Here is a 22,397-nt window from a genome sequence, read left to right as displayed (position 1 = left end):
TTTGCATCCGTGGTGAGTGAGGAGTGATGAGTTATGAGTTGGGTTAATTGATTATCAACACTCAAAATTTAACTAACTAACTTAACTGCGGAACATGCGACGGATACGATTAATCAGGGTGTCATGTTCCGCCATCAAATCAAGAAAGGGCACTTTGTCTCCTTCCAAACGCCGAGCGATATTGTGAATGGCGATACCGGGGAGCGTGAGATTTTCTGCTAGGGCTAAGGGTTCGCCCCGATTACTGGAAACAATCACGCGCTCATCATCAGGAATGACGCCAATTAAGGGAATTGCCAGAATCTCTTGGACATCTTGAACAGACATCATTTGATCCGCTTGCACCATGGCGGGTTTAAGACGGTTAACAATCAGGAAGATACGCTTAATCCCTTGAGCTTCTAGTAAACCCACAACGCGATCAGCATCTCGCACTGCCGCAATTTCCGGCGTCGTCACGATTAACGCCTCCGACACCGCCACGATCGCGTTACGGAATCCCATTTCGATTCCGGCTGGGCTGTCCACTAAGATGTACTCATACTTCTGGGATAACACAGCAATGAGTTTTTTCATTTGCTCGGGGCTAACCGCTTCCTTGTTCCGGCTTTGGGCAGCAGGAAGCAGAACCAATCCCTCTTGGCGCTTATCTTTTACCAATGCTTGCTCTAAGCGACATTGTCCTGCGAATACTTCAATGGCGGTATAAACCACCCGATTTTCTAGCCCTAGGAGCAAATCTAAGTTTCTTAGACCAAAATCGGCATCAATGAGTGCCACCTGACGACCTAATTTAGCGATCGCCACGCCTAAATTCGCCGTAACTGTTGTTTTACCCACCCCTCCTTTGCCAGAGGTGATCACTATAATACGACTCATGAATTTAACAATAACTGGGTCTTAGCAAAATCAGCAGCTCTAGCAATACGAATGCCTTGGGGTGTGACATACGCCACCTCTGGGTAAAACTCAATCGGTGGCGTCTCCGGTGCCCTAGCCACAGCATCGGCGATCCGGAGTTGGGTGGGTTCCATTTTCAGAGCCATAATCCGACAGGAGCGATTGCCATCAGCTCCCGCATGAGCTACCCCACGTAGACGTCCCCAGATGAAGATGTCTCCGGCTGCAATCACTGTACCACCCGGATTTAGGTCTCCCAGTATAACAATAGTACCAGGATGGCGAATTTCTACACCCGATCGCACGGTCATTTGTAAGTATAGGGGTTCAGTTAACTCCTGAATGGGTTCAGGGGTTTGATGGAGAGAATAGTTAGCTGATTGTTGCTCAATACAATACCCGGCTGTCGCCGCAGCAACGGCTGTTTGTCGTCGGCTGGTGTGTACCCGCGAAATTCGTAGTCCCACGTCGTTTAATACATCCGCGATCGCTTGTAACTTCAGTCCATCCAATAATTGGTCACCTGCCATCAGATGTACTGTAGCTGGCATTGACCAGAAGCGATCGCCTCCATGCCAGCGATGCTTAAACTGTTGCCACATATCAGACCAATTGGCATCGGACATATCTTCCACTGAGGGTAAGACAAGCTGTAGCCCTTCCTCGGTCTGTTTCAGGCGGACTTGAGACTGGCAATCCACTGCCATGTTGCTCTCGGCAACCGTTGACATAGATAATACTTGGTCAGAATCTGAAGTCATGCAACTACAGGCTTTCTTTTGATGCAAACAATCTAAACTAAACGACATCGTACCTTAAGCGCAAGTCTTGGTCGAGAAATTCTTCTACTGCCTTCCTTCAACCCAGAACTTCTGAAAATTCCCCTAGAGTACCTCGATCAGAATTCACCCATTCACCCATTCAAAAAATTCTACTTTATACTCGTGCCGATCATGAGCAAGCTAGATGTCGCTCCGACAACAGTAGATTAGCGGGTGTATTGATACTAACGAGTTCCAAGAATTAATCAGCCAAGCTTGTGACGTATAATTTAGCTTAATAAATAATAATAAGAATTATTTGAATGGGGGGTGAGAGAGACTTGGCTAAACATCAACCTGTCAGAGTCAAAGGTTTCCACCAATTCTCTCCGGATAAGCAAGCTCCCCCGCTGTTCTGGTCTGAAACCCTGTATGAGTGGTATGAAAGCTCAACTCAGTGGTGGACTACTCACTTCTTGAACCGTTGAAGCTGGCGATTGTTCTACTTCATCCGTTGTAGATGTAGCATTTGATGCCAGACCCACTGAAGTAGCATAAACGTCACTAAAAGAGTTAGCTAGGTAGTGCGAACTCTTTTTTGTGCGTTGAGCTACCATTAACAGCAAGTAAATCGCGACCAAATAAACAGTTGCCAGAACAGGAATAATCAAAGGCATATCAGTGTAAATCATAGTGTGGACGAACAGCAAAGTCATGTAAGATTCCATAGAAACTGAGGCAACGGTACTAGCCCACCGGCAGTGGAATAAATCCTGCTACCAGAAGCTTCGGGGAAAACTTCCCCAGTTTGTTCAGTTGCTTCACTATTACTGGCGGTGATATGTACAAGCCTTTATCCAACTCAGTTGGATGAAGCTCGACAGGTTTCCTAGCGGAAAGCTCCTGTTTATGTAAAATAGAGGACGACACTTAGTCAAAACACCAAGCCGTCATCCAAAACCTTGAGGCTATCTCTGCCTACCTAACGGCACCTTAACCTAAAGGTAAGGAAGCGAGTTGTCCCTACCACCTCGGAGTCAATCAGTCGATTAATCTTTTGAAACCCTTAATATTTAGCTTAACATAACAGTTCCAGGGAATTCCAGCAATTTTCTTATCAACTTAATAAGTCGATACAATTCCTGGAAGTCCCCCCAGACATGTTATTGGTCAAACAGATTTCCCTACTTGGGACGCTTCGCTTAAAATTAAGGAAAGAATATGTAAACTTTCGTAACCTAATTTCTGAGTCGCCCAATCCATGACCTCAGTGACTTCCCTTTTTGCCCCTGTTGAAGCAGACCTCCATCTGCTGACCGAGAACTTAAAGAACTTAGTGGGTGCCCGCCACCCTATCCTCTATGCCGCAGCAGAACACCTATTTGGAGCTGGGGGCAAGCGGGTAAGACCAGCCATTGTCCTATTGATTGCGCGAGCGACGGTGCTGGATTCCGACATTACCCCCCGTCATCGCCGTCTAGCGGAAATTACCGAAATGATTCATACCGCGTCTCTGGTTCATGATGATGTCGTGGATGAATCATCAGTCCGTCGCAATGTCCCCACGGTTAATAGTTTGTTCAATAACCGCATCGCGGTACTGGCGGGAGATTTTTTGTTTGGTCAATCCGCTTGGTATCTGGCTAATCTCAACAACTTAGAGGTAGTCAAGTTGCTTTCCGAAGTGATTAAGGATATGGCGGAGGGAGAAATTCAGCAGGGACTGACCCGATTTGAGGCGGGTACTACCATTGAAACCTATCTAGAAAAGACATACAAGAAAACGGCATCCCTGATTGCCAATAGTTCCAAGTCAGCCGGACTTTTGAGTGGCGTCTCAGCTGAGTTTGCCGAAAGTCTGTACTGCTATGGAAATCATCTAGGGTTAGCCTTTCAGATTGTTGATGATATCCTGGATTTCACCGCATCCACAGAAGTGTTGGGCAAGCCGGCGGGTTCTGATTTGAGCAGCGGGAATCTAACTGCCCCCGTCTTATACGCGATAGAAGAAAAACCCTACTTAGAGGTATTGATTGAGCGAGAGTTTGCTCAACCGGATGACATTAGCCAAGCCTTGGCATTAGTTATGGAGAGTCGGGGTATTGAGCGATCGCGTGAACTGGCGGCTTACCATGCTCGCCTCGCCTTAGAAAACCTAGCGCCACTAAAACCCTCGCCAGCTACGACAGCTTTAGTCGAGCTAACTGATTATGTACTGAGTCGAATGTACTAATCAAAGGGAACTCGTGAACTACCTACACCAAACTAACGCTATGGTGTAGGCTTCGCGTCTCATTCACCGAAGCCGCTATACCCGAAAGCATGTTGGTCTTGCGAGCGCGTCTCTGGTTGGAATCCAACCTTTATCTCCTCAATGGGAGAACCCGCGCCGCCGCCCTTCCAAGGCAGAATGAAAGTTTTTGCCGCTTGGTTTTCGCGGTTTGCGGCTAGAGTTCTAGCCTATTCTGTTTAATATAACATATCCAAGTAATTGATAGTAAAGTCTCTTAAGCATAAGTTTATAAAAACAAGTTTTGTCACAAGGCGCGATTCATCTCGCCGCCAAATCGTAGATTATGGCGGGAGACTTCTGGCACAATCAAGTTAACGGGGAATAGGCAACAGGGACTATCCAATTCAAAGCCTATCAGATGAATTCTGGTATTTCCTTTAAATTCCAGCTCCATCCAAAAATTGCTGAATCGCTTTATCCCGAAGTTGGCAGCTACCCGCCGTAGCCACTGAAACCTGCTCAGCATCTAAATCGCACCCATTCTGCATCGGTGTCGATGATTGCTTGTCGCTTAACTGTGCCAACTTTTGTTCCAGGGCTTCAATCCGATCTACTAATGATCGAATCACCGTTGCTTCAGAATCGGGCAAACTACCATGTTCTAGGGGATTAACTCGCACTCCAGAACGATAAACAATTCGACCTGGGATACCAACAACCGTACAATCAGACGGAACATCGCGCAAAACGACTGAACCTGCACCAATGCGGACATTGTTGCCGATTTGAATGTTGCCGAGAACCTTGGCACCGGCACCAACAACTACATTTTCTCCTAAGGTGGGATGGCGTTTGCCACATTCTTTCCCCGTACCCCCTAGGGTGACGCCTTGATAAATAAGACAGTAATCACCAACAATTGCCGTCTCACCAATGACAACACCCATGCCATGATCAATGAAGACACCTTGACCAATTTGGGCGCCGGGATGGATCTCAATACCCGTCAAGCTGCGAGAAAACTGAGAAATAAAACGAGGGATGAACGGAATCCCCATAGTATGCAACCAATGGCAGAGGCGGTGAAACAGGAGTGCCTGTAGACCGGGGTAGCATAATAAAACCTCGAGCCAGTTGCGAGCGGCGGGGTCGCGATCAAAGATGATGCGGAAGTCAGCTAAAAACGTGGATAGCACAAGCGAGTTAAGACAAACAAACGTAAACGACTCATTGACTATCTTATCGTTATTGGCTACTCTCGCACAGTCAAGGTATAGTTCCAGGCTTGATTGGGATTGATGGTTCCCACCCAAACTTTATACTCTCCTGCCTCAAAGTTTGAGCGGGTTACGCTAGCATCTTTACTTGTGCCTGTATCATCACCGCACAAGGCAAAGCCCTTGGGTCCAGTAATCAAGAGGGTTGTGTCTTGACCGCCACTATCAACAGCGATCTGGAGCTGATTAAAATTTGCTTCTAAGTTTATGATGTGATCGGGAGTTTCTTCGGCGTAACCCAAACAAGGATTATTTTCGCGATCGCGGTTCACTAGCGACGGCAATGAAAATGAACCCCCTGTCGTACCTATCGCCGCTCCTGACGATGAGGAAAATCCGGGTGATAAGGTTAACCTGCCAAAATTGGCTGACTGGGATAAAACGGGTGTAGCCGTTAGCGCTATCACCATGGCTATTAATACTTGAGAACCCCTTTGCCGTAACATAGCTTAACTCTCCTGGAAACACTGATTGTGAACTTCTTTCCCTATCCCCCTTGAGTACCAGTTGATCAGACTGTCTACTCTTGTTCTATCTGATTTACCGCTTATATATAGTTGAAGAGGTGACACCTTGGCATCTGCCACACTCGTTTGGCTCTGGAGGGACTGTGCCTTTAATTATCTTGATTTCGCTGCTGCTGATTATGAGTTGGCTATTTTCAGAGGTTCTCGTCTTGTTTCCGGTGGATATCTTAAATTCATTGAAACCGTTCACCTCATTAACCCTGATTGTTGCCTTACTCGCTTTTTTGTGGTGCTTTGGCGAGTAAGATAATGGTAATGCCACTCTGCCCATAAATTAGGGACGTCAGTTTTGGCAAATAGAGGGTTGGGTTTTGTCCATTCCACCCATAAGCAAACTTTTGATTGACCGGAGGAGAATTTCACAGATGTTTCTTGATGAACTCACCCCTATCGTTAAAGAATTGTTCCAACAGCCTGTAGCCTTCTTAGGCGGATTTTGTTCGGGAGTGCTTCGACTCAATCTTTCAGATGACCCCGTTAAAAGTTGGCTTAATCAGCAAACTGGCTCAACCAGCTATACAACCACTCCTACAGGAAGTGACAATGGTAGGACGAGCGGACCTCAATCTATCTCGATTGAATAGAACTTCGATGGCTTGAGACTCTTACCCCGCTCAAATGCTTTCATCATGTTTAGTAAGCTAGATAACCGACCAGAAACCCATTTCTGGGTTATCATTAACGATATCTATAAGTTCAGTTCTACCTTTGGTGAGATTTTTGTTGGGCAGCTACATGCATAGTTGATTACCCTGAAAATTAACCACGGATTATCAGACAAGACTTTAAGCAGCTTGCATTTTCAAGTTTTCGTCTGTGGCTCTGAACTTTTGTATTTCGTTCAGCCTTATCGATTCAAATGACCATTTACATAGGAAACCTGTCTTACCAAGCAACCGAAGACGACTTAAAAACAGTATTTGCTGATTATGGCACTGTCAAACGAGTCGTATTACCCACAGATCGGGAAACAGGTCGAGTTCGAGGCTTTGCCTTTGTCGAGATGACAGACGAAGCTCAGGAAGACTCTGCTATTTCTCAACTCGACGGTGCAGAGTGGATGGGACGCCAGCTCAGAGTTAATAAAGCTAGACCCCGGGAGAATAATCGTGGTGGAGCGCGTCGCCATACTGCAAGTAATGCCTGGTAGAGCGAAAGCAACTCTATTTAACGTTCTTTGAACCAGAAATGATTGTACACTGTAAGGGACATCAAGCCTGATTTAGACTTGTGTCCCTTTTCTTGTCTTTGCCGCTACAACCTCAGAACTTCAAAGGTGATTAATCTCCTAGACAAATTCCCAAACCTCTGGCGGTTTTCACCAGAGTTCCCTCGGCATCCACGGCTTGGTATTGACTGATCGCGTCTACAATCGGTACGCTGACAACCTGTCGATTCTGCCAGGTGACCATCTTATCGTAGTCCTGCTCAGCAATTAAATCTACCGCTGCGACACCGAAAGCCGAGGCGGTGAGGCGATCTAAGGGTGAGGGAGTCCCACCTCGCTGGGTATGTCCCAACACCGTTACTCGTGTTTCTGCACCACTTAAGGCGCTAATTCGCTCCGCTAAATAGTGCCCCACCCCGCCATAGCGACATTCGCCAAAACTAAGGGTATTCTGCACCACTTCCCCGGATTCCGTGGGAACGGCTTCGGAAACTATGGCGACACTATAGTTTTTGCCCTGTTGTTTGCGCTGTTGGATTTGCTGGCAGATTCGTTCTAGAGTATAGGGGATTTCCGGAATTAAAATAATATCAGCACCCCCGGCAATTCCGGCACTGATGGCAATATGACCTGCATCGCGTCCCATAACTTCCAGGATCATCACCCGATCATGGCTGGCGGCGGTAAACTGTAAGCGGTCTAGGGCTTCGGTGGCAATATTTACCGCTGTATCAAATCCGATGGAGCGCTCGGTAATCCCTACATCATTATCAATGGTTTTGGGAATCCCCACCAAATTTATCCCGCCAACTTCCGCTAGTTTACGCAAAATCGCTAAACTGCCATCACCGCCAATGCCAATTAGGGCATCAAGTCCTAACTGATGATACCCTTCAATAATTTCCGAGGAGCGATCGCGCACGGTACCATCGGACATGGGAAATGCAAAGGGGTTTCCTTTATTCGTCGTTCCCAAAATCGTTCCGGCGAGGGTTAGCGCCGTATCTACTTGCTGAGGTTCCAGGCGAGCTGCTTGGGGAGGACGTTGCATCAACCCTTGGGTAGCGCGATAAATGCCCCAAACCTCCCAATTATACGTTCCCACCGCTCGGTGAACCACCGCTCGAATCGCCGCATTTAACCCCGCACAATCCCCACCACTGGTGAGAATACCAATTCGTTTGTGTTCTGCCATACTACTATCGTTTGGTTCGTTGAATCGGTTCATCCTGATTGTTCCAGACGTGCCATGGCACGTCTGGAACAACAGACATGGCACGTTTATCATAATGTAGGGGCGTGACCCAGCTAAAATAGTTCATCACCGTAGGTTGGGTTGAGGCACGAAACCGAACATGACCAAGGCTTTGGTTGGGTTTCCTTGCGTTTTCCCAACCTACATTTTTAGGACGGTCACGCCAGTAGTAGCATGGCACACCTGATTTGATGAATTTAGAATTACATCCAGAAACTGTAGGGGCGCATGGCGTGCGCCCATAAAATCGACAAATCTAATCCACCATTTTAACTGTGTCACGCCCTAATTAATTGGTCAATTCTACGACTTCTTTGGCGCAGGTTGGTCAAGGGCGCACGCCATGCGCCCCTACATTAAATAAGGTCTGCCACGCCGCTACACTAACATAACTGATACTTCTATTTTTAACTTATAAAAAAAATATCAATATGGATGGGGATGGAGTTGATGATTTAAATTCCCTATTCCCCAGCGCCAAGCGCCCATCAACAAGCCCCGTTGGAGCGCCTCTGTAGGGGCGGGTTTCACGATTATCTTTTCGGTTGCACAAGGGATGTGACAAACCCGCCCCGACTCAGGTTTCTAGATTTCCCCTGAAACCTGAGTTCCCGACACCCCGCGCCAAGCGCTCATCAACAAGCTGCTAAACTTACCCGTTCTCCAATTAGTCTGACAAAGGCTGAACCAAAGTGCTGAATCTCCAAAAAATTGGCTTGGTTGGGTGACGGTTTGTAAATCCGAAATGTCTTCATAATTCCTAAGGTTGCTGCACTTTCCAGGGGACTAATGAAGCAGGTGTCGCGATCTAAGAAATGGGGCTGGCTCACCCAATACTCCATCTGATTTGCATTTAAAAAGTAGCAGCCAGAATGAGGATTTAGGGCGCGATGAAAGGTAATCGGCATTCCCATAACTTTCCCGTTAATTTTGGGTTTTTCCTGGACAGTTTGAAAGGGTGCGGTTACTTTGGGCGCTAAATCTCCATCAATGTAGGCTTTGGTGCTTAAGGTGTGAGTGGAGACTTCATAACGATTCGGTTGCAGCAAGCTTAAGTCTCCCGCTTGTTGAGTAAACCAATTAAGTTTGACAAAAAACCAGGGGTCGTGCAGGATTAGGTCATCTTCTAAATAACAGTAGTAATCATAGTCACCCAGACAATCCCGTAAGACGGCTTGACATTCAAATCCTAACAGTAGGGGTTCGGCTTGAGTGGGGTGGTGGTTGTAGAAATGTTCGGGCAGGGGGAGGCGATTTAAAAGATGCTTCTTTTGAGTTGTACAAATAATAATGTCGAGTTCGTAAGCGTGAGGCTGGTTTGCTGGGATGGCTTTTCGTTGAGCGATATTGATAATATCTTGAGATTTACTAAATAGCTGATGTAAAACGGCAAGACTTTGAGTTAAGGCTTGGATACGGGGTTGGGCATCTTGTCCTTGGGAAGCGTGCCGACTTTTGCTGTCTGGATTAAAAACGTGGGCAATGGTTACTAATATTCGCATAGGTTATCGTAAGTTGTCCGTTGTTGAATAATCAGGGTAGGGCATTAAGGGTGGTGGGTGGTGCCTACTCTTTTTTAAGCTCCTTTCTTGAGATAGGAGGTAGGCTCTCTGTCTAAATTCGCTGATGAATTAATTAGGTTTAAATGCGGGTAAGAATCTGGAGTTGGAGAGTGAAGTTGTTCGGTTAACCAGGCGGTGAACTGTTCATCTAGTAACTTTTGGCGCATGGGTTGATCCAGTTGAGCCGGTATAAATTTCTCTACTCGCACAATCAGCCACCACTCTCCTAGGCGCGTTGGCGGTAATAGCTGCCCTGGTTGGCTGATGCTGAGGAGTTTGGCGAGTTGGGGATGGGGTATATTTAGAGTCACAGGACCAATTAATCCCCCGGTTTTCGCCTCTGCACCTTGGGAATAATGATGGGCGAGTTCAGCAAAGGATTGTTCACTTTCTTGTAGGCGGAAATACAGTTCCTGTGCTACGGCTTTGTCTTGATGGCGAATCAGGGAATAAATGACTCGATCTAATTGCTGTTTTTGTTTCAGAAAGTAGGATTCTAATTTGTTGCCCCAAGTGGCTTGTTTGAATTTCTCGATTCTTAATTTCCGGGTTGCTAACTCTATAAGTTGCTGTTCGGTTATGCCTTGCTGCTGCAACCAAGCTTGATATTCTGATTCTGATAGTAACTGATGCTGTTTGTAGAAGTCTTGGCAGCACTGGGTTGCTTCGGCTTCCGTACAGCGAAAGGGCGCGATCGCATCATCTATAATTAGTTCTTGTTCGAGCTTGGGTAGGAGTTGGTATTGATTCAGTCGGCAAATCAAATCCTGATGAGTTAGGGTGCGGTTGCCAATTTGCACCGTCTCTGTTACTGTGATTTTACCCGTTGACTCGTTTTCGGCTGGGGTTAATCGTGGCTCTTGTTTGATTCCTTCCCGGAAATAAACCAGGTTGGTTTTTTCCCCTTGTTGCTGTATCCATTGCAGGTGCTGGGGGAGTAACTGGGATAGGTTGTAGCGCTGTTGAATGGTTTCCCTGGCTTTGGCTCGGATTGCTGACATCTTTTCGGGATGGTTCAAGGCTTCCTCTAGGCGATCGCAAATTTCCTGGGGTGAAAAAAAGTCGGCTAATAACCCGTTGACTCCCTCTTGGATTACTTCGGTTACGGGTGCGGTTCTTGACCCTACAACTAAGCATCCTGTCGATAGTGCCTCCAGCATTGACCAGGATAACACAAAGGGACGGGTGAGATAGACATGGGCACAGGAAGCTTGCAGAACTTGTAAATATTCTGGGTAAGGTAGCCAGCCGGTAAAATGGATTCTATCCTGATCTAGGGCAAATTTTTCCAACATTAACTCTTTATAGGTTTGACCATCCGGCAGAGTTTTGCCATAAGCCACCCGATTTTCCCCAACAATCACCACATGACAGTCTTTTCGACGCTCTTGGAGTAAGGCAACGGCTTCCATAAACTGGGGAAACCCTCGGTAGGGTTCCATCCCCCTTGCCACATAGGTTACCAGTTCGTTAACCTGAGATAAATCTAGATTAATCCTCGGTAGCACCAGTTTGGCGCCCGGTTTAGGGCAGAAGAATTCCGTGTCAATCCCATCATGAAGTACCGTCAGCTTCGAGCGATACTCCGGTGGAAACTGCTGATATTGCCAATCAGTCGGACAAAGCCCGCGATCGCAACTATATAAATCTATCAAAATCGGCGCATTCTTCAACCGAATCCGGGCTTCATCGTCAGCCGTCAGGGGTTCCCTCGGATCAAAGTCAGCATCAGAACCATGGGCGTGGTAAAACCACTCAAAATAGCCGAGTAATTGAGCCGTTGGGAAACTATCCTTAATAAATAGGGTTGGACCCCAACCCGAATGACCATATACTATATCCGGTACAAACCCCCGACGCTTCAGTTGCTCTGCCAACCGATACACCGCTTGCCCTTGCAGCGCCGCCGTTTCCAAAGGGCGAATATAATGATGGGTTTCCTGTCGCGCCTCACGGGAGGGGCGATAGACTGCCTTCTGAACACCCGGTAAGCCCCCTTGACGACGAGTTGTGCCAAACACCACTTGATGACGGCTATCCTTCGCCAAAGCCGCCGCTACATGACGAAACTGGGCAGGGAAATTAGGATGGAGAAAGAGAATACGCATAGTTCTGTCTGATAAGTTAGCTCCCACTGTCCCTTTTGCCAGAAACAGCAGGAGTAAGACGAAATCACTCTGAAGCACAGTTCGGTGCGACTCAAGGATGAGGCGTGGTTATCCAGCTTCCCCTGGATAGACACGCCCCTTTTCTACACCAAGAAATCGGCTTCAGTAATCAAACTGGGATTGGTATTTAATACCGTGGCGATGAGTTCGCCGGTTTCGGCTACTTTAATTAAGGTATGACTACCACTACCGATGATCTGTAGATCCTCAAACAAGGGCACCTCTAACTCAAACAAGTCAATCCCATCCTCGAAGCCTTGGATCACATCCCCAACGGGTTCCGGTATGGGAGGCTCACCCGGATCAGGGATTTCGGGTATAAATTCCAGATACAGCAATTGAAAGACATCCGCGCCCGCCCCGCCAATCAGGGTATCTGCTACGGTTTGATCCTCCAAATCTTCCCCACCAAACAGGGTATCATTCCCCGCACCACCCAGAATGCGATCTACACCGACTCCACCATCCAGATAGTCATCCCCGGCGCCACCACTGAGGGTATCATTGCCATCGCTACCCAAGAGCGTATCATTGCCACCAGCACCGAAGAGGGAGTCACTATCTGCTCCACCATCAATGTAGTCTCCTTCAGCACCGCCGGTGATTGTCTCAAAACCTGCTTCACCAAAGATTGTACTCGCTCCTAGCCCCCCATTGAGAACATCATCACCATCCCCACCATAGAGGGTATCCAAACCATCTCCGCCATCCAGGGTATCATTCCCGGCAAAGCCATAGAGAATATCATCACCCGCGCCACCCACGAGGGAGTCAGCACCGCCACTCAAGGTATCCCCATCCCCATAGAGGGTATCATTGCCATCTCCGCCGACGAGAGTATCCGCACCTGGGGCGCTTAAGGTATCATCGCCCCAAAGCACGTCATCACCATCGAGTCCATCGAGGAAGTCATTATCGGCGCCCCCTTCCAGGGTATCCCCTTCAATCACAGAGTTACTACCGACTAAGGAGTCATTCCCAGCATCGCCGTAGAGAACACTCTTCCCGTCTAAGTTATCAGCAAAGGTTAAGGTGTCATCCCCAGCACCGCCATAGAGAGTATCTTCAAAGCCACCCACTAGGGAATCGTTACCTGCTCCCCCATCCAGGTAGTCTTTGCCGTCTCCACCGTTAAGGGTATCATTACCACCCTCACCATAGAGTTCATCTTCCCCGTCTTCCCCAAAAAGGCGATCGGCACCGACGCCACCAAACAGGGTATCATTGCCAAATCCGCCAAAGAGCTGATCGTTACCGCCCTCACCATAGAGTTCATCTTCACCATCTTGCCCCAAAAGGCGATCGGCACCGGCGCCACCTAATAGGGTATCTTTTTCTGCCCCGCCTTCGAGGGTGTCATTGCCACCTAAGCCTTCCAGATAGTCTTCTTTGTCAAAGCCGCGAATCCGGTCAGCATTGGCTGTCCCAATTAGGATATCAGGTTCTGGTGTGCCATTGATAATTGCCATAGTTTACCTCTTTTTTTCGATGAATTGGTTATGTAAGTCACCAAATTGTTTGGTGATTTTTTGTCTGTAGCTATCCTGATTATTCCCCCTCTCCTCAACTTAGGAGAGGGGCACTGAAGTCATGATCAGGAGGATTAATCGGGGAGGAATCATGGGTTGGATTTCCTGTGTTGGTTTTATTGGGTGATTAAGGATGATGGCTTTTGGGGCGGGTTTTACAGATAACTGATGGCAAAAGCTTTGTCGGGGCGGGTTTAGTTATATCTAGGTGTAACCAAAAAGATAGTTGTATAGGAATCGCCATAGCGGTTAAGACGCATCATTTGGTAGAGACGTTGCATGCAACGTCTCTACAACAGTTCGTTTGTCCTAATCGATGTGTCTACTGCTATAAAACCCGCCCCTACATTAAACCCGCCCTTGTCGGAGGAGTAAAGTCCTCACTACAAACCTAACGAGGAACGATTAAGAGAACTGAAACACTGTATTATTGGTTGGGTCAATATTGGTGCTAATATCAGCCTGGGTGAAGCTAGTATTAATCAACGTAACTAACAAACTCCCTGTACCAAAACCGCTATTGCCGCCTATCCCATCTCCAACTCGAAACTGGGTATTACCATTGACGAAACGCACATCAATAGCAGTAATATCAGTAAAGGACAAGATATCTCCCCCAACTCCAGTGACGAATCCATTGATTCGGTCTTGACCATCACCACTGCTGTAGTAAATTGTATCGCTGTCGGCACCGCCGGTAATCGTGTCATTCCCTGTACCGCCGACTAAGGTATCATTACCAGCACCGCCCAGGAGGGTATCACCGCCAGCGCCGCCCTTGAGAAAATCACTACCACCGCCGCCGTTGAGATTATCCGCACCATCGCCGCCAAAAAGGGTATCACTACCAGCGCCGCCGATGAGGGAATCACTACCAATTCCACCATCGAGGTAATCATTACCGCCAGCACCATCAAGGGTATCATCGCCATCAAAGCCGAAGATGTTATCGTTCCCTAATGTGCCGCTATAATTATCATTAGCCGAAGTGCCTAGGGTTAAACCGATCGCATCAACCGCGATCGCACCCGTGAGATCCGCACCGACAAAGATAGCATCCGTAAAGTCGCCTTTGGATAAATCCGCGTTTCTTAAATTAGCATCAGTAAAATTCGTGCCAACCGCAAGCCCATTAATAAAGATACCTTCAGCGTTGGCTTGAGTGAAGTTAGCGCCACTGATATCCGTATCATCAAATTTAGCGCCCGTGAGATTCGTTACGGTTACCGTACCATCGGTAGCGACATAGGAACTAAAATCAGCCCCCGTCAACATCGCATCATCGGCGAGAAAGCCGCTTAAATCAGCGCCACGGAATCTGACATTACCCGTTGCTCCGGGTTCGACTGACACATCACTCAGAGAAACACCACTGAAATTCGCTAAATCAAAGATAGAATTTTCCAGAGTAAGATCAGTGAGATTAGCTAAGCGGAAATCCGCCCCAGTTGCATTGACATTAATCAGCAGCGTGGCTTCCAAATCCGCTTCTTCTAAGCTAGCATTAGTAATATTTGCCCCCGTAAAATCCGCCGCTTTTAGCTTGGCTTTGTATAAATCCGCGCCAGTTAAATTGACACCCTGGAGGTTGGGGCGATCCGACTGCTCGCCACTTAGATTCGCCTCTCGTAAATTCGCATTCGTCAGGTTGGCGTTGGTTAGGGTAATGAATTTTGTGCTAATTAACGATAGATTCGCCCCCCTTAGGTTGGCGTCACTGAGATTAACATTTTCTAAAGTTGCCTTAAAGAAAGTAGCAGGACCAAAGCTCCCATTGGCGGCAAAGATGGCACCGGTTGCATCAACATTTAGCAGTACGGCTTCTTCAAAGGTAGTCCCTCTTATAGGCGGTTTCAACCAATTGGACCCCATCGAGTTTAGCTTTGAAAAAGGTGGAACCATTTAGGTTTTGCCCACTAAAGTCATTCCCGAATAACTCTTGTTCACTAAAGTCTAAAGCTGGCATAATTCTATTGTTTTTCAGGATTAGAAAACTCTTGGGTTTAAAACCCATGTCGATGCATCCTAAAGTTAATCTCACTCGTGGAGACGCTTTAGGATTTGGATTTGGCTGAATTTACCTTTAATCTGCAGGTGAACGAGCTGTAAATGTTTCAAAAAACAGTTCAGCCATCCGGATTATAGGTAGATCAAAAAACGGCACTAGGAGTCGTTAACAACGTAACTGTGGATGGCGTTGGCGTGGCACACCTTAATTGGTGGATTAGAATTGTAGGGGCGCACGGCGTGCGCCCGTATCTAAATGGCGTGCGCCCGTATTTAAATCCCGTGCGCCCGGAGCTAAATGGCGTGCGCCCGTATCTAAATCCCGTGCACCCGGAGCTAAATGGCGTGCACCCGTATCTAAATCCCGTGCACCCGGATCTAAATCCCGTGCGCCCGTATCTAAATCCCGTGCACCCGTATCTAAATCCCGTGCACCCATCTCAACGGCGTGCACCCGATCTAACCATAAATCTATCCCACCAGTTTAACTGTGTCAGTCCAGTCGCATCAGTTAAGGAGATATTAGCTAAGTCAGCCTGAGCCAAAATAGCGTTCCTTAGTCTGACATCAGCGCAGCGCCTCTCAATCCTCTAATTGTCGGTTAGCACAAATGATATAGAGCCTCTAAAACTGGCGTTAAAGAACTTGGGAGAAACCCTTGACCCTACGGCGGCTTCAACCTTGCTGCCGCTCCGCATTGTGTTAACCTACACGCTATTAGTAAAAGTCGTCTTTAACAACGGTAGAATGATTCTGAATCTGACCCGAAAAACTATGTTCCCAAAAAGTCTTGTTCACTGACGTTTTATTCCGTTGGTATTAAAATTTATTCTGTATCCTTCTTATACATTACATAACTTCATTTAATTTGTCAAGGAAAAATTTTACTCTTTTTCCCTTTTCCTCAACCCGGAGCCAAACCCAAATCATCATTGATTTTCTCGATACCTTGTATCGGAACTTCTCTATAAACGCCACCCTAAAACTGAAACAGATTGAATAGGAGAGATGGGGAATCTTGTAGAGACGTAATCGGCTACGTTTTGGGAGATTTTAGCGGTTCAATGATTTCTGTCATATTGCACGAGGAACCGTTACACCGTACCAAGGAACCGTTACACCGTACTTCATTTCGTTGATGAAACCACACCCACACGCAAAGCCAAACCCAGTGGCATAATTGGCAGTGAAATTTGGGTGAAAATTGGTGATTCACCGCCCACTGATCCGAAGGAGTTAACCTTTGTAGCCTTGGATACAGCGACACCGTATGTGATGGAATTCAGCGGTGAAGATGTGGGGAAAACCGCTTACTTCATGCTACGCTGGGTCAACACCAAAGGGGAATCAGGACCCTGGAGTCAAACGGTGAGTATGATGATTCCCGGTTAACATTATTTCCCACCCGTATCTGTAGGGGCTTGGTTACCAAGCCCCTACATTTGGTTATTGATGTTAATTATTTCTAAGTTTCCGCAAAGCGTTTCTCAAAACAGAGTGTAGAGCTATTTACTATTATCCGGCAGTCAAGTTTTTCATCAACCTATTACTGCCAATTCTCTAGGATATAACCCTGTTCAAATAAGTCTTTTAGAAGTTTGAGATTTAAGCAGCTTAGTGTAAGCAATCGGGATTACCAGGGGCCAAAATACAGCAGCAACAATTAACGTCACCCAGGAGAAGACCTTTTGTGGCTCAGATAAAGTCCTCATATCATCAGTCAACTCAAACCAAACGGTAAATAAATAAGCGGCTATTGTTCCGTAAATAATACCCACACAGTAAATCATTGATTACCCATCTCCTACTGCAAACTATCAAAAGTACAATACAGATTTTTGCTAATCCCCTCAGTACAATTAGCTCATCAAGCCTTAATATAAATATTCCTTGAGGTGGTAGACATCCGTATATTTACAGAAATTACCTACGCCAATTGGCGTAGAAGGGATAGGAAAGCTCGCTCAACTGGGGGATTGATACTCGCCGGATTTGCCACCCGTCTTACTCAACAGGCGGATAGATTCAATTTGAATCGATTTCTCCAAAGCTTTTGCCATATCGTACAAAGTAAGAGCGGCAACAGAAACGGCAGTCAGAGCCTCCATTTCTACCCCCGTTTCGGCTTTTGTCGTCACAGACGCCTGAATCTGATACCCCGGTAGTTGAGAATCAGGTTGGATTTGTACCTCGACTTGGTGTAGGGGTAAGGGATGACACAAAGGAATCAAGTTTGCCGTCTGCTTGGCTGCCATAATACCAGCCAGTCGGGCGGTGGCTAAAACATCTCCTTTCGGCGCATTACCCGTCTCAATCGCCTGGAATGTCGCCGTTTGCATCCGCACTTGAGCCGCTGCGACAGCTTGGCGACGGGTAGCGGGTTTGCTGGAGACATCCACCATTTGGGCTTGACCCTGAGAATTTAGATGAGTGAGGGATGATTTTTGGGAATACTCTTGCGTCATTGGATAAAGATGTGATATTCTAAGTAATCGGTGAGAGATCACAGCTAGGGCTTGTAGCTCAGTGGACTAGAGCACGTGGCTACGGACCACGGTGTCGGGGGTTCGAATCCCTCCTAGCCCGTTCAATTGTTTACGTTTCATATCCTAAATCTGTTGGATTAAGCATCTGTGGGATTAAGTCCATCTTAATGGACAGGTCACGGCAGTGCTGCCATGCCCCTAATCTGTCCAAAATACAGGAGGCGAAGAAGTCCGCGATTTAGTCGTGCCAAATGGGGGAATCAATAAAGCATCCAGTATTTTAGACCGGGATGAGAAAAATACACACGAACCATGCCACTGGTGACAAAGATCGCTAAGCCCGATGGTATCATCGGCACCCAAATTCCTTGGAGAAAAATCACATAAGAGCAGCCATAGAGAACAATCAGCATTCCGGCGACTGCCAAACCCAGCACCAGAGGGGAACGGAAACGCCAACTAACCCAACCAGCCACAACAGACCAAGCCCCAATCCAAACATATTCAGCCCAATCGGACCACCACAGCAACAGAGGACGTCCATCCTTAACCGCACTGATAATTTGACTCGTCATCTGGGCTTGCAGAAATACCCCAGCCGCCTCAGGTCGGTTACCTTGATTGTAAGGAGTTGCATGAATATCGTGAAAGGTTTTATCAACAGTACCAATAAAAACCAGGCGGTCTTTGACCAATTCAGGCGTTAATTTATTCTCATAAAGCACCTCTTCTAACGTATAAGCAGGCGCGATCGCTTCTACCGAACCCGTAGCCCGATAATTCACCAAGATTTGATAACCTCTGGCATCGGTATTCTGATACCCTCCACTATTGCTTTTTAGAGTCGGGAAAACAACCTGACCAATCTGCAAGTCATTGTTTTGAGTCAATTGAGCTGTAATGCCCTCATCTTCCAAGTACCGCAAAGCCATGACTAGACTCAGAGAATTACTGATTTGACATTCAGATTGCTCAGGAGGCGCTAAACCCAAAAGATGACGACGCACAACGCCATCTGGGTCTAGTGTTACATCACTAAACCCGACTCGTTCGGGTAAGGAGTCTACAGGAATATCTGGAGGGGGCGCAATTCCCGGATTATCCGTTGTATCCCCCACCTTACAAACCGTGATTAAACGGTTGTCTTGCCGTAAACGATTGGCTAAATTACGATACTCAGGTTCTACCGGAAAATCGCGATAGAGATCTAAAGCAATAACTCGCGGTTGGTATTGAGCTAACTTTTCCAGGAGTTGAGCCAATTTAGCATTTGTCAACGATAACCCTTGGCGTTGGGCAGAAGATTGAGCTTGAACATCACGACCTGTAATCGTAATCATCAGCAGGCGTGAGTCAGGACTTTCCTGTTGAGGACGGATTTGTATAAAGTGGTCAAACGCCTTCATTTCCAGAGGCTGTAGCACACCCACCAAACCGACACCCATTGCCATACCTGCACCCGTCAGACTTGCCAACAGTTGAAGACTCCGAGATTTCCAAGATCTGGGTTTTTGGCGCTGTCGTTGCTGCTTGTTGAGGTATTGCAGTTCAAAAATCGGAGCTTTGCCAATACCCTTTAAGTAGTGATTGCCACGGGAAACAATGCTTAAGTTGGTAATTCCCGCCTCGTAAATCAAATCTGTTGTCACTTCCGACAGCAGAATTTGTCCCCCATGGGCGAGAGAGGAAACCCGAGCCGCGTAGTCAACTTCCTCGCCAATAAAATCATCACCGTCGGGTAAGGGACTCCCCGTATGCATACCAATTCTGACTTGTAAGGAACCCAGGGGAGTGTCAATGGGTTCATGGGTGTGACTAAGTTGCAGCGCCACCGCCCACTGAGCCGCTTGAGACGCATTGGCGAAAACCACAAAATAAGCGTCACCTTCAGTTTTAACTACACGCCCTCCGTAAGCCACTAAATTCGCTTCAACACGCTGGCGATGGGGTTTGAGAATCGTGTCGAAGTAGAGGCGATTGCGGCTGGTGATGTCATTTCCCTTCAAATATTTTTTGACAGCGGTAGAATTAACGAGGTCTGTGAATACCATGGTGACCAGATGGTCAGAGATGATAACGTGTTTATCAATTACGGGTTGCATCACAGATCAATCATTCGCTGTTGATAAGGTAAGCACGCTGATGAACCCTGGTTTGCTTAACTTACTGTTTACATTACAGTTATCAACAATTTGAAAATGAGACAGGAGTATTAAGTTAAGTAATGATGAAGACTGTGTAAACTGAAGATGAAGACTTTGTAAACTTTTTAAAAATGTCAGGTAAATGTTGAAGGTGAACCCCCATTGCCGCAAGTCTTACTTATAATAGTCCGTCTATTGCACCCAGAGGATAGGGGTCAAGTTGGTGAAAAATTATTGATGGCGAGAGAGTGTGTGTCTAACATTTTGGAAATAATAACCCTGATTGGGTATGCTTTTGATCCCTGTTTTTTTTGCCTCCTTTAGGGTGGCTATATCACTGGATAAACTGTATAATGGACTACAGGAAAAGAATTGTTTCCGTTTTTACCGTTTTGCTGATTGCCCTATTCTATTGAACAATTTAAAAGGTAAAATCCGCTTATAGATAATAGCAGATATCAGGAAGGGTTTCAAAAAGATAAATAATAGTAATGAAAGTTTGGTAGAGAAATTAATCGATGGTTTCTAGGGAACATCGTATTTGAGCTTATCCTAGTCAACTACAATAAATTTATTTTTGGATAAAAATATCCATTAATAATGTATAGTTTCATGACTAAAATGAGAAAATTAGGTAGGATGAAGGTCAAATAATCGCCCCAATGCACTTTGGAAAGGAAATAAACGGCATGAGCGTATCGCCAATAGAGATTTTATTAATAAGTAGAGACGTAGCCGGCGACGTCTCTACTGGAGGGTAAAGCCAACAACCACCGACGTTGTATAGCAATCGCCATAGCGGTTAGGACGCATCATTTGGTTCCAGACGTTGCATGCAACGTCTCTACAACAGGAAAGGAAAGTCCTAATCGATGTGTCTACTGCTATACAACCATGTCCTCTTTCCGAAGTAAAGGCTTCTTCCTTGTGAAGGAAGAATCCCCGGAAGCCAGCGCGAAGCGTTTAGTGGCGCGAGGTCAATCCCGAATTTGCACAGGCATAATTAGGTAGGTCATTTTTAAGCCACCCAGAGGCGTGAGAATCACTGGGGTATTCGCCGCATTGATTTGTAGTTGAATATCTGACGTAGACAGTGCCTTTAAGCCATCGATTAAGTACTTTACATTAAAGGCAATCTCTATACTGTCACCCGTAACTTGTGCCGCTAGGGACTCAGTACCACTACCAACATCTTGAGTGTCCACAGTCAGAGCAATTTTTTGGGCGGACTCGTCAATATCAAACTTGACGATATTATTCTTCTGATCAGCCAAGACGGCAATTCGCTCAACTGCACTCAGTAATTGACGCCGATCAATAGCTACCTGGCGTTGAAACTGGCGGGGGATGAGTTGGCGATAAGCCGGATATTGTCCTTCTAATGTCCGACTGGTCAAGCGATGATTACCACCTTGGAAGATAATTTGACCCACCTCAAACCGCAAGGCGACGGTATCGCTGGATTGAGGGAGTCCTAGCATCCGTTCGAGTTCTTTTAAAGTTCTAGCGGGTACGGTTAGTTCAAAGGGCGATAGGGTATCTTCAGAGGTTGGGTTCTCTTCATCCTCTGAGTTTTCTGCACTCACCGGTTTAGTGTTAGGCGTTTCCACAACAGCCAGTCGGTGACCATCCGTCGCCGCAAATTCCAGGTTATCTTCTTGAACCATCAGATGCACCCCAGTCAGCACCTGTTTGGTTTCATCGGCGCTGGTGGCAAATAACGATCCGCGCAATCCTTCAATTAATGCTTCAACCGGGAGTTTAATCACCATCCCCGCTTCGATTTGGGGAAGTTCAGGAAAGTCATCCGGGTTCATTCCCCGCATTTTGTATTGTCCAGATTTTGAGGTTAAGGTGATCAATATGCTTTCGGTTTCAGGATCATTATCCGCTTCGGTGAGGGAATCTTCGAGAGTAATGTCTCCCTCTGGTAAACGGGAAACAATGTCGTTGAACAGTTTAGCTGGGATCGCGATCGCACCATCTGCTTCGACGTTGGCGTTAAAACTGGTTTGCAGACCTAGACTCAAATCAAAGGCGGTTAAGCACACTTGCTGATTTTTGGCATCGGCTTTAAGTAAAACATTACCCAGCACCGGATGGGTGGGACGTGAGGGAACCGCCCGACTCACCAGAGAAAGATTGGTATTGAGTTCACCTTGTTTACAAGTTAGTTTCATAAAAATCCTTCGTTGTGGGAAACCCTGTGTCCCTTCGCTTCGCTTATCGGGCAAGCTTTAGACCAGGGAGGAACAAGCGGTAGCGGTTTAAGAAGCATACCCCTTTCGGGGTGGAGGGGTATGGTTGCCCCTCCGGTTTTCACCCATTTCTGGGGTAAAGTTAGCCTCGCCAAGGTTATCGGTCGGTAACTGTCCAAAAA

Annotated in this window: 22 protein-coding genes and 1 tRNA gene; 6 read left to right on the top strand and 17 right to left on the bottom strand. The window is 46.8% G+C overall.

All coding sequences use genetic code 11. The annotated features are described in order from the left end of the window. Window positions 1-81 precede the first annotated feature (81 nt). From minD to RLO19_RS05245, 3 genes are all read right to left on the bottom strand, one after another. Entirely contained in the window at window positions 82-879 is a 798-nt protein-coding gene (gene minD / locus RLO19_RS05255) for a septum site-determining protein MinD (RefSeq protein WP_446354471.1), read from the bottom strand. Continuing rightward, complete coding sequence (minC, locus tag RLO19_RS05250) at window positions 876-1,661, bottom strand: septum site-determining protein MinC (protein ID WP_446354470.1); 786 nt, start codon at window positions 1,659-1,661, stop codon at window positions 876-878. Before minC ends, minD begins: the two co-directional genes overlap by 4 nt. Before the next feature lie 449 nt (window positions 1,662-2,110). Further along, window positions 2,111-2,353: a hypothetical protein gene (locus RLO19_RS05245; protein WP_446354469.1), complete on the bottom strand. Its 243-nt coding sequence runs from the start codon at window positions 2,351-2,353 to the stop codon at window positions 2,111-2,113. Between the two features lie 569 nt (window positions 2,354-2,922). On the opposite strand from RLO19_RS05245, the gene sds reads away from it, so the two are divergent. Beyond that, window positions 2,923-3,894: a solanesyl diphosphate synthase gene (gene sds / locus RLO19_RS05240; RefSeq protein WP_446354467.1), complete on the top strand. Its 972-nt coding sequence runs from the start codon at window positions 2,923-2,925 to the stop codon at window positions 3,892-3,894. 304 nt (window positions 3,895-4,198) lie between these two features. On the opposite strand, the gene RLO19_RS05235 is transcribed toward sds, so the two are convergent. Genes RLO19_RS05235 through RLO19_RS05225 form a run of 3 tightly spaced genes read right to left on the bottom strand, consistent with a single transcriptional unit; the run spans window position 4,199 to window position 5,617 of the window. Further along, window positions 4,199-4,348 carry a hypothetical protein gene (locus RLO19_RS05235; protein WP_446334457.1) on the bottom strand — a complete coding sequence of 50 codons (150 nt, stop codon included), beginning with the start codon at window positions 4,346-4,348 and terminating at the stop codon, window positions 4,199-4,201. Beyond that, window positions 4,332-5,090, bottom strand: a complete 759-nt coding sequence (cysE, locus tag RLO19_RS05230) for a serine O-acetyltransferase (protein WP_446354465.1) — start codon at window positions 5,088-5,090, stop codon at window positions 4,332-4,334. The genes RLO19_RS05235 and cysE overlap by 17 nt, the downstream gene beginning before the upstream one ends. 56 nt (window positions 5,091-5,146) lie before the next feature. After that, window positions 5,147-5,617 carry a hypothetical protein gene (locus tag RLO19_RS05225; protein WP_446354463.1) on the bottom strand — a complete coding sequence of 157 codons (471 nt, stop codon included), beginning with the start codon at window positions 5,615-5,617 and terminating at the stop codon, window positions 5,147-5,149. Window positions 5,618-5,697: 80 nt separating this feature from the next. On the opposite strand from RLO19_RS05225, the gene RLO19_RS05220 reads away from it, so the two are divergent. From RLO19_RS05220 to RLO19_RS05210, 3 genes are all read left to right on the top strand, one after another. Beyond that, entirely contained in the window at window positions 5,698-5,943 is a 246-nt protein-coding gene (locus RLO19_RS05220) for a hypothetical protein (RefSeq protein WP_446339878.1), read from the top strand. A gap of 120 nt (window positions 5,944-6,063) precedes the next feature. Further along, on the top strand, window positions 6,064-6,282 hold the full coding sequence (locus tag RLO19_RS05215) for a hypothetical protein (RefSeq protein WP_446354461.1): 219 nt from the start codon (window positions 6,064-6,066) through the stop codon (window positions 6,280-6,282). Between the two features lie 275 nt (window positions 6,283-6,557). After that, on the top strand, window positions 6,558-6,848 hold the full coding sequence (locus RLO19_RS05210) for an RNA recognition motif domain-containing protein (RefSeq protein ID WP_446354460.1): 291 nt from the start codon (window positions 6,558-6,560) through the stop codon (window positions 6,846-6,848). A 130-nt stretch (window positions 6,849-6,978) separates the two neighbouring features. Here RLO19_RS05210 and RLO19_RS05205 read toward each other — a convergent pair whose 3' ends face one another. The 7 genes from RLO19_RS05205 to RLO19_RS05175 form a co-directional block, all read right to left on the bottom strand. After that, on the bottom strand, window positions 6,979-8,061 hold the full coding sequence (locus tag RLO19_RS05205; RefSeq protein ID WP_446354458.1) for an ATP-dependent 6-phosphofructokinase: 1,083 nt from the start codon (window positions 8,059-8,061) through the stop codon (window positions 6,979-6,981). A 4-nt stretch (window positions 8,062-8,065) separates the two neighbouring features. After that, entirely contained in the window at window positions 8,066-8,302 is a 237-nt protein-coding gene (locus tag RLO19_RS05200) for a hypothetical protein (RefSeq protein WP_446354456.1), read from the bottom strand. A gap of 454 nt (window positions 8,303-8,756) precedes the next feature. Then, complete coding sequence (locus tag RLO19_RS05195; protein ID WP_446354454.1) at window positions 8,757-9,623, bottom strand: calcium-binding protein; 867 nt, start codon at window positions 9,621-9,623, stop codon at window positions 8,757-8,759. A 74-nt stretch (window positions 9,624-9,697) separates the two neighbouring features. After that, window positions 9,698-11,791, bottom strand: coding sequence for a glycosyltransferase (locus tag RLO19_RS05190; protein ID WP_446354453.1), 2,094 nt, complete (start codon window positions 11,789-11,791; stop codon window positions 9,698-9,700). Window positions 11,792-11,934: 143 nt separating this feature from the next. Next, window positions 11,935-13,320 (bottom strand): calcium-binding protein, encoded by a 1,386-nt coding sequence (locus RLO19_RS05185; RefSeq protein WP_446354452.1) that lies wholly within the window; start codon window positions 13,318-13,320, stop codon window positions 11,935-11,937. A gap of 465 nt (window positions 13,321-13,785) precedes the next feature. Next, window positions 13,786-15,252 (bottom strand): pentapeptide repeat-containing protein, encoded by a 1,467-nt coding sequence (locus RLO19_RS05180; protein WP_446354450.1) that lies wholly within the window; start codon window positions 15,250-15,252, stop codon window positions 13,786-13,788. Between the two features lie 352 nt (window positions 15,253-15,604). Beyond that, entirely contained in the window at window positions 15,605-15,841 is a 237-nt protein-coding gene (locus RLO19_RS05175; protein WP_446354448.1) for a hypothetical protein, read from the bottom strand. Window positions 15,842-16,584: 743 nt separating this feature from the next. Between RLO19_RS05175 and RLO19_RS05170 the strand changes: the two genes are divergently transcribed. Next, window positions 16,585-16,779: a hypothetical protein gene (locus RLO19_RS05170; RefSeq protein WP_446354446.1), complete on the top strand. Its 195-nt coding sequence runs from the start codon at window positions 16,585-16,587 to the stop codon at window positions 16,777-16,779. Between the two features lie 185 nt (window positions 16,780-16,964). Here RLO19_RS05170 and RLO19_RS05165 read toward each other — a convergent pair whose 3' ends face one another. Together RLO19_RS05165 and moaC are read right to left on the bottom strand one after the other, a co-directional pair. Beyond that, on the bottom strand, window positions 16,965-17,177 hold the full coding sequence (locus RLO19_RS05165) for a hypothetical protein (protein WP_446354444.1): 213 nt from the start codon (window positions 17,175-17,177) through the stop codon (window positions 16,965-16,967). Between the two features lie 174 nt (window positions 17,178-17,351). Next, window positions 17,352-17,852 (bottom strand): cyclic pyranopterin monophosphate synthase MoaC, encoded by a 501-nt coding sequence (gene moaC / locus RLO19_RS05160; protein WP_446354442.1) that lies wholly within the window; start codon window positions 17,850-17,852, stop codon window positions 17,352-17,354. A 47-nt stretch (window positions 17,853-17,899) separates the two neighbouring features. Between moaC and RLO19_RS05155 the strand changes: the two genes are divergently transcribed. Continuing rightward, window positions 17,900-17,973, top strand: a tRNA-Arg gene (locus tag RLO19_RS05155). 160 nt (window positions 17,974-18,133) lie between these two features. On the opposite strand, the gene RLO19_RS05150 is transcribed toward RLO19_RS05155, so the two are convergent. Together RLO19_RS05150 and dnaN are read right to left on the bottom strand one after the other, a co-directional pair. Beyond that, window positions 18,134-19,975 (bottom strand): CHASE2 domain-containing protein, encoded by a 1,842-nt coding sequence (locus RLO19_RS05150; protein WP_446354440.1) that lies wholly within the window; start codon window positions 19,973-19,975, stop codon window positions 18,134-18,136. Between the two features lie 1,019 nt (window positions 19,976-20,994). Then, window positions 20,995-22,197 (bottom strand): DNA polymerase III subunit beta, encoded by a 1,203-nt coding sequence (gene dnaN, locus RLO19_RS05145; protein ID WP_446354438.1) that lies wholly within the window; start codon window positions 22,195-22,197, stop codon window positions 20,995-20,997. Window positions 22,198-22,397: the final 200 nt, after the last annotated feature.

The organism is Coleofasciculus sp. G2-EDA-02 (assembly GCF_040226375.1).
GTDB lineage: Bacteria > Cyanobacteriota > Cyanobacteriia > Cyanobacteriales > Coleofasciculaceae > Coleofasciculus.
Note: the sequence above shows the minus strand (reverse complement) of the source record. Positions and strands in the feature narration are given on the sequence as shown.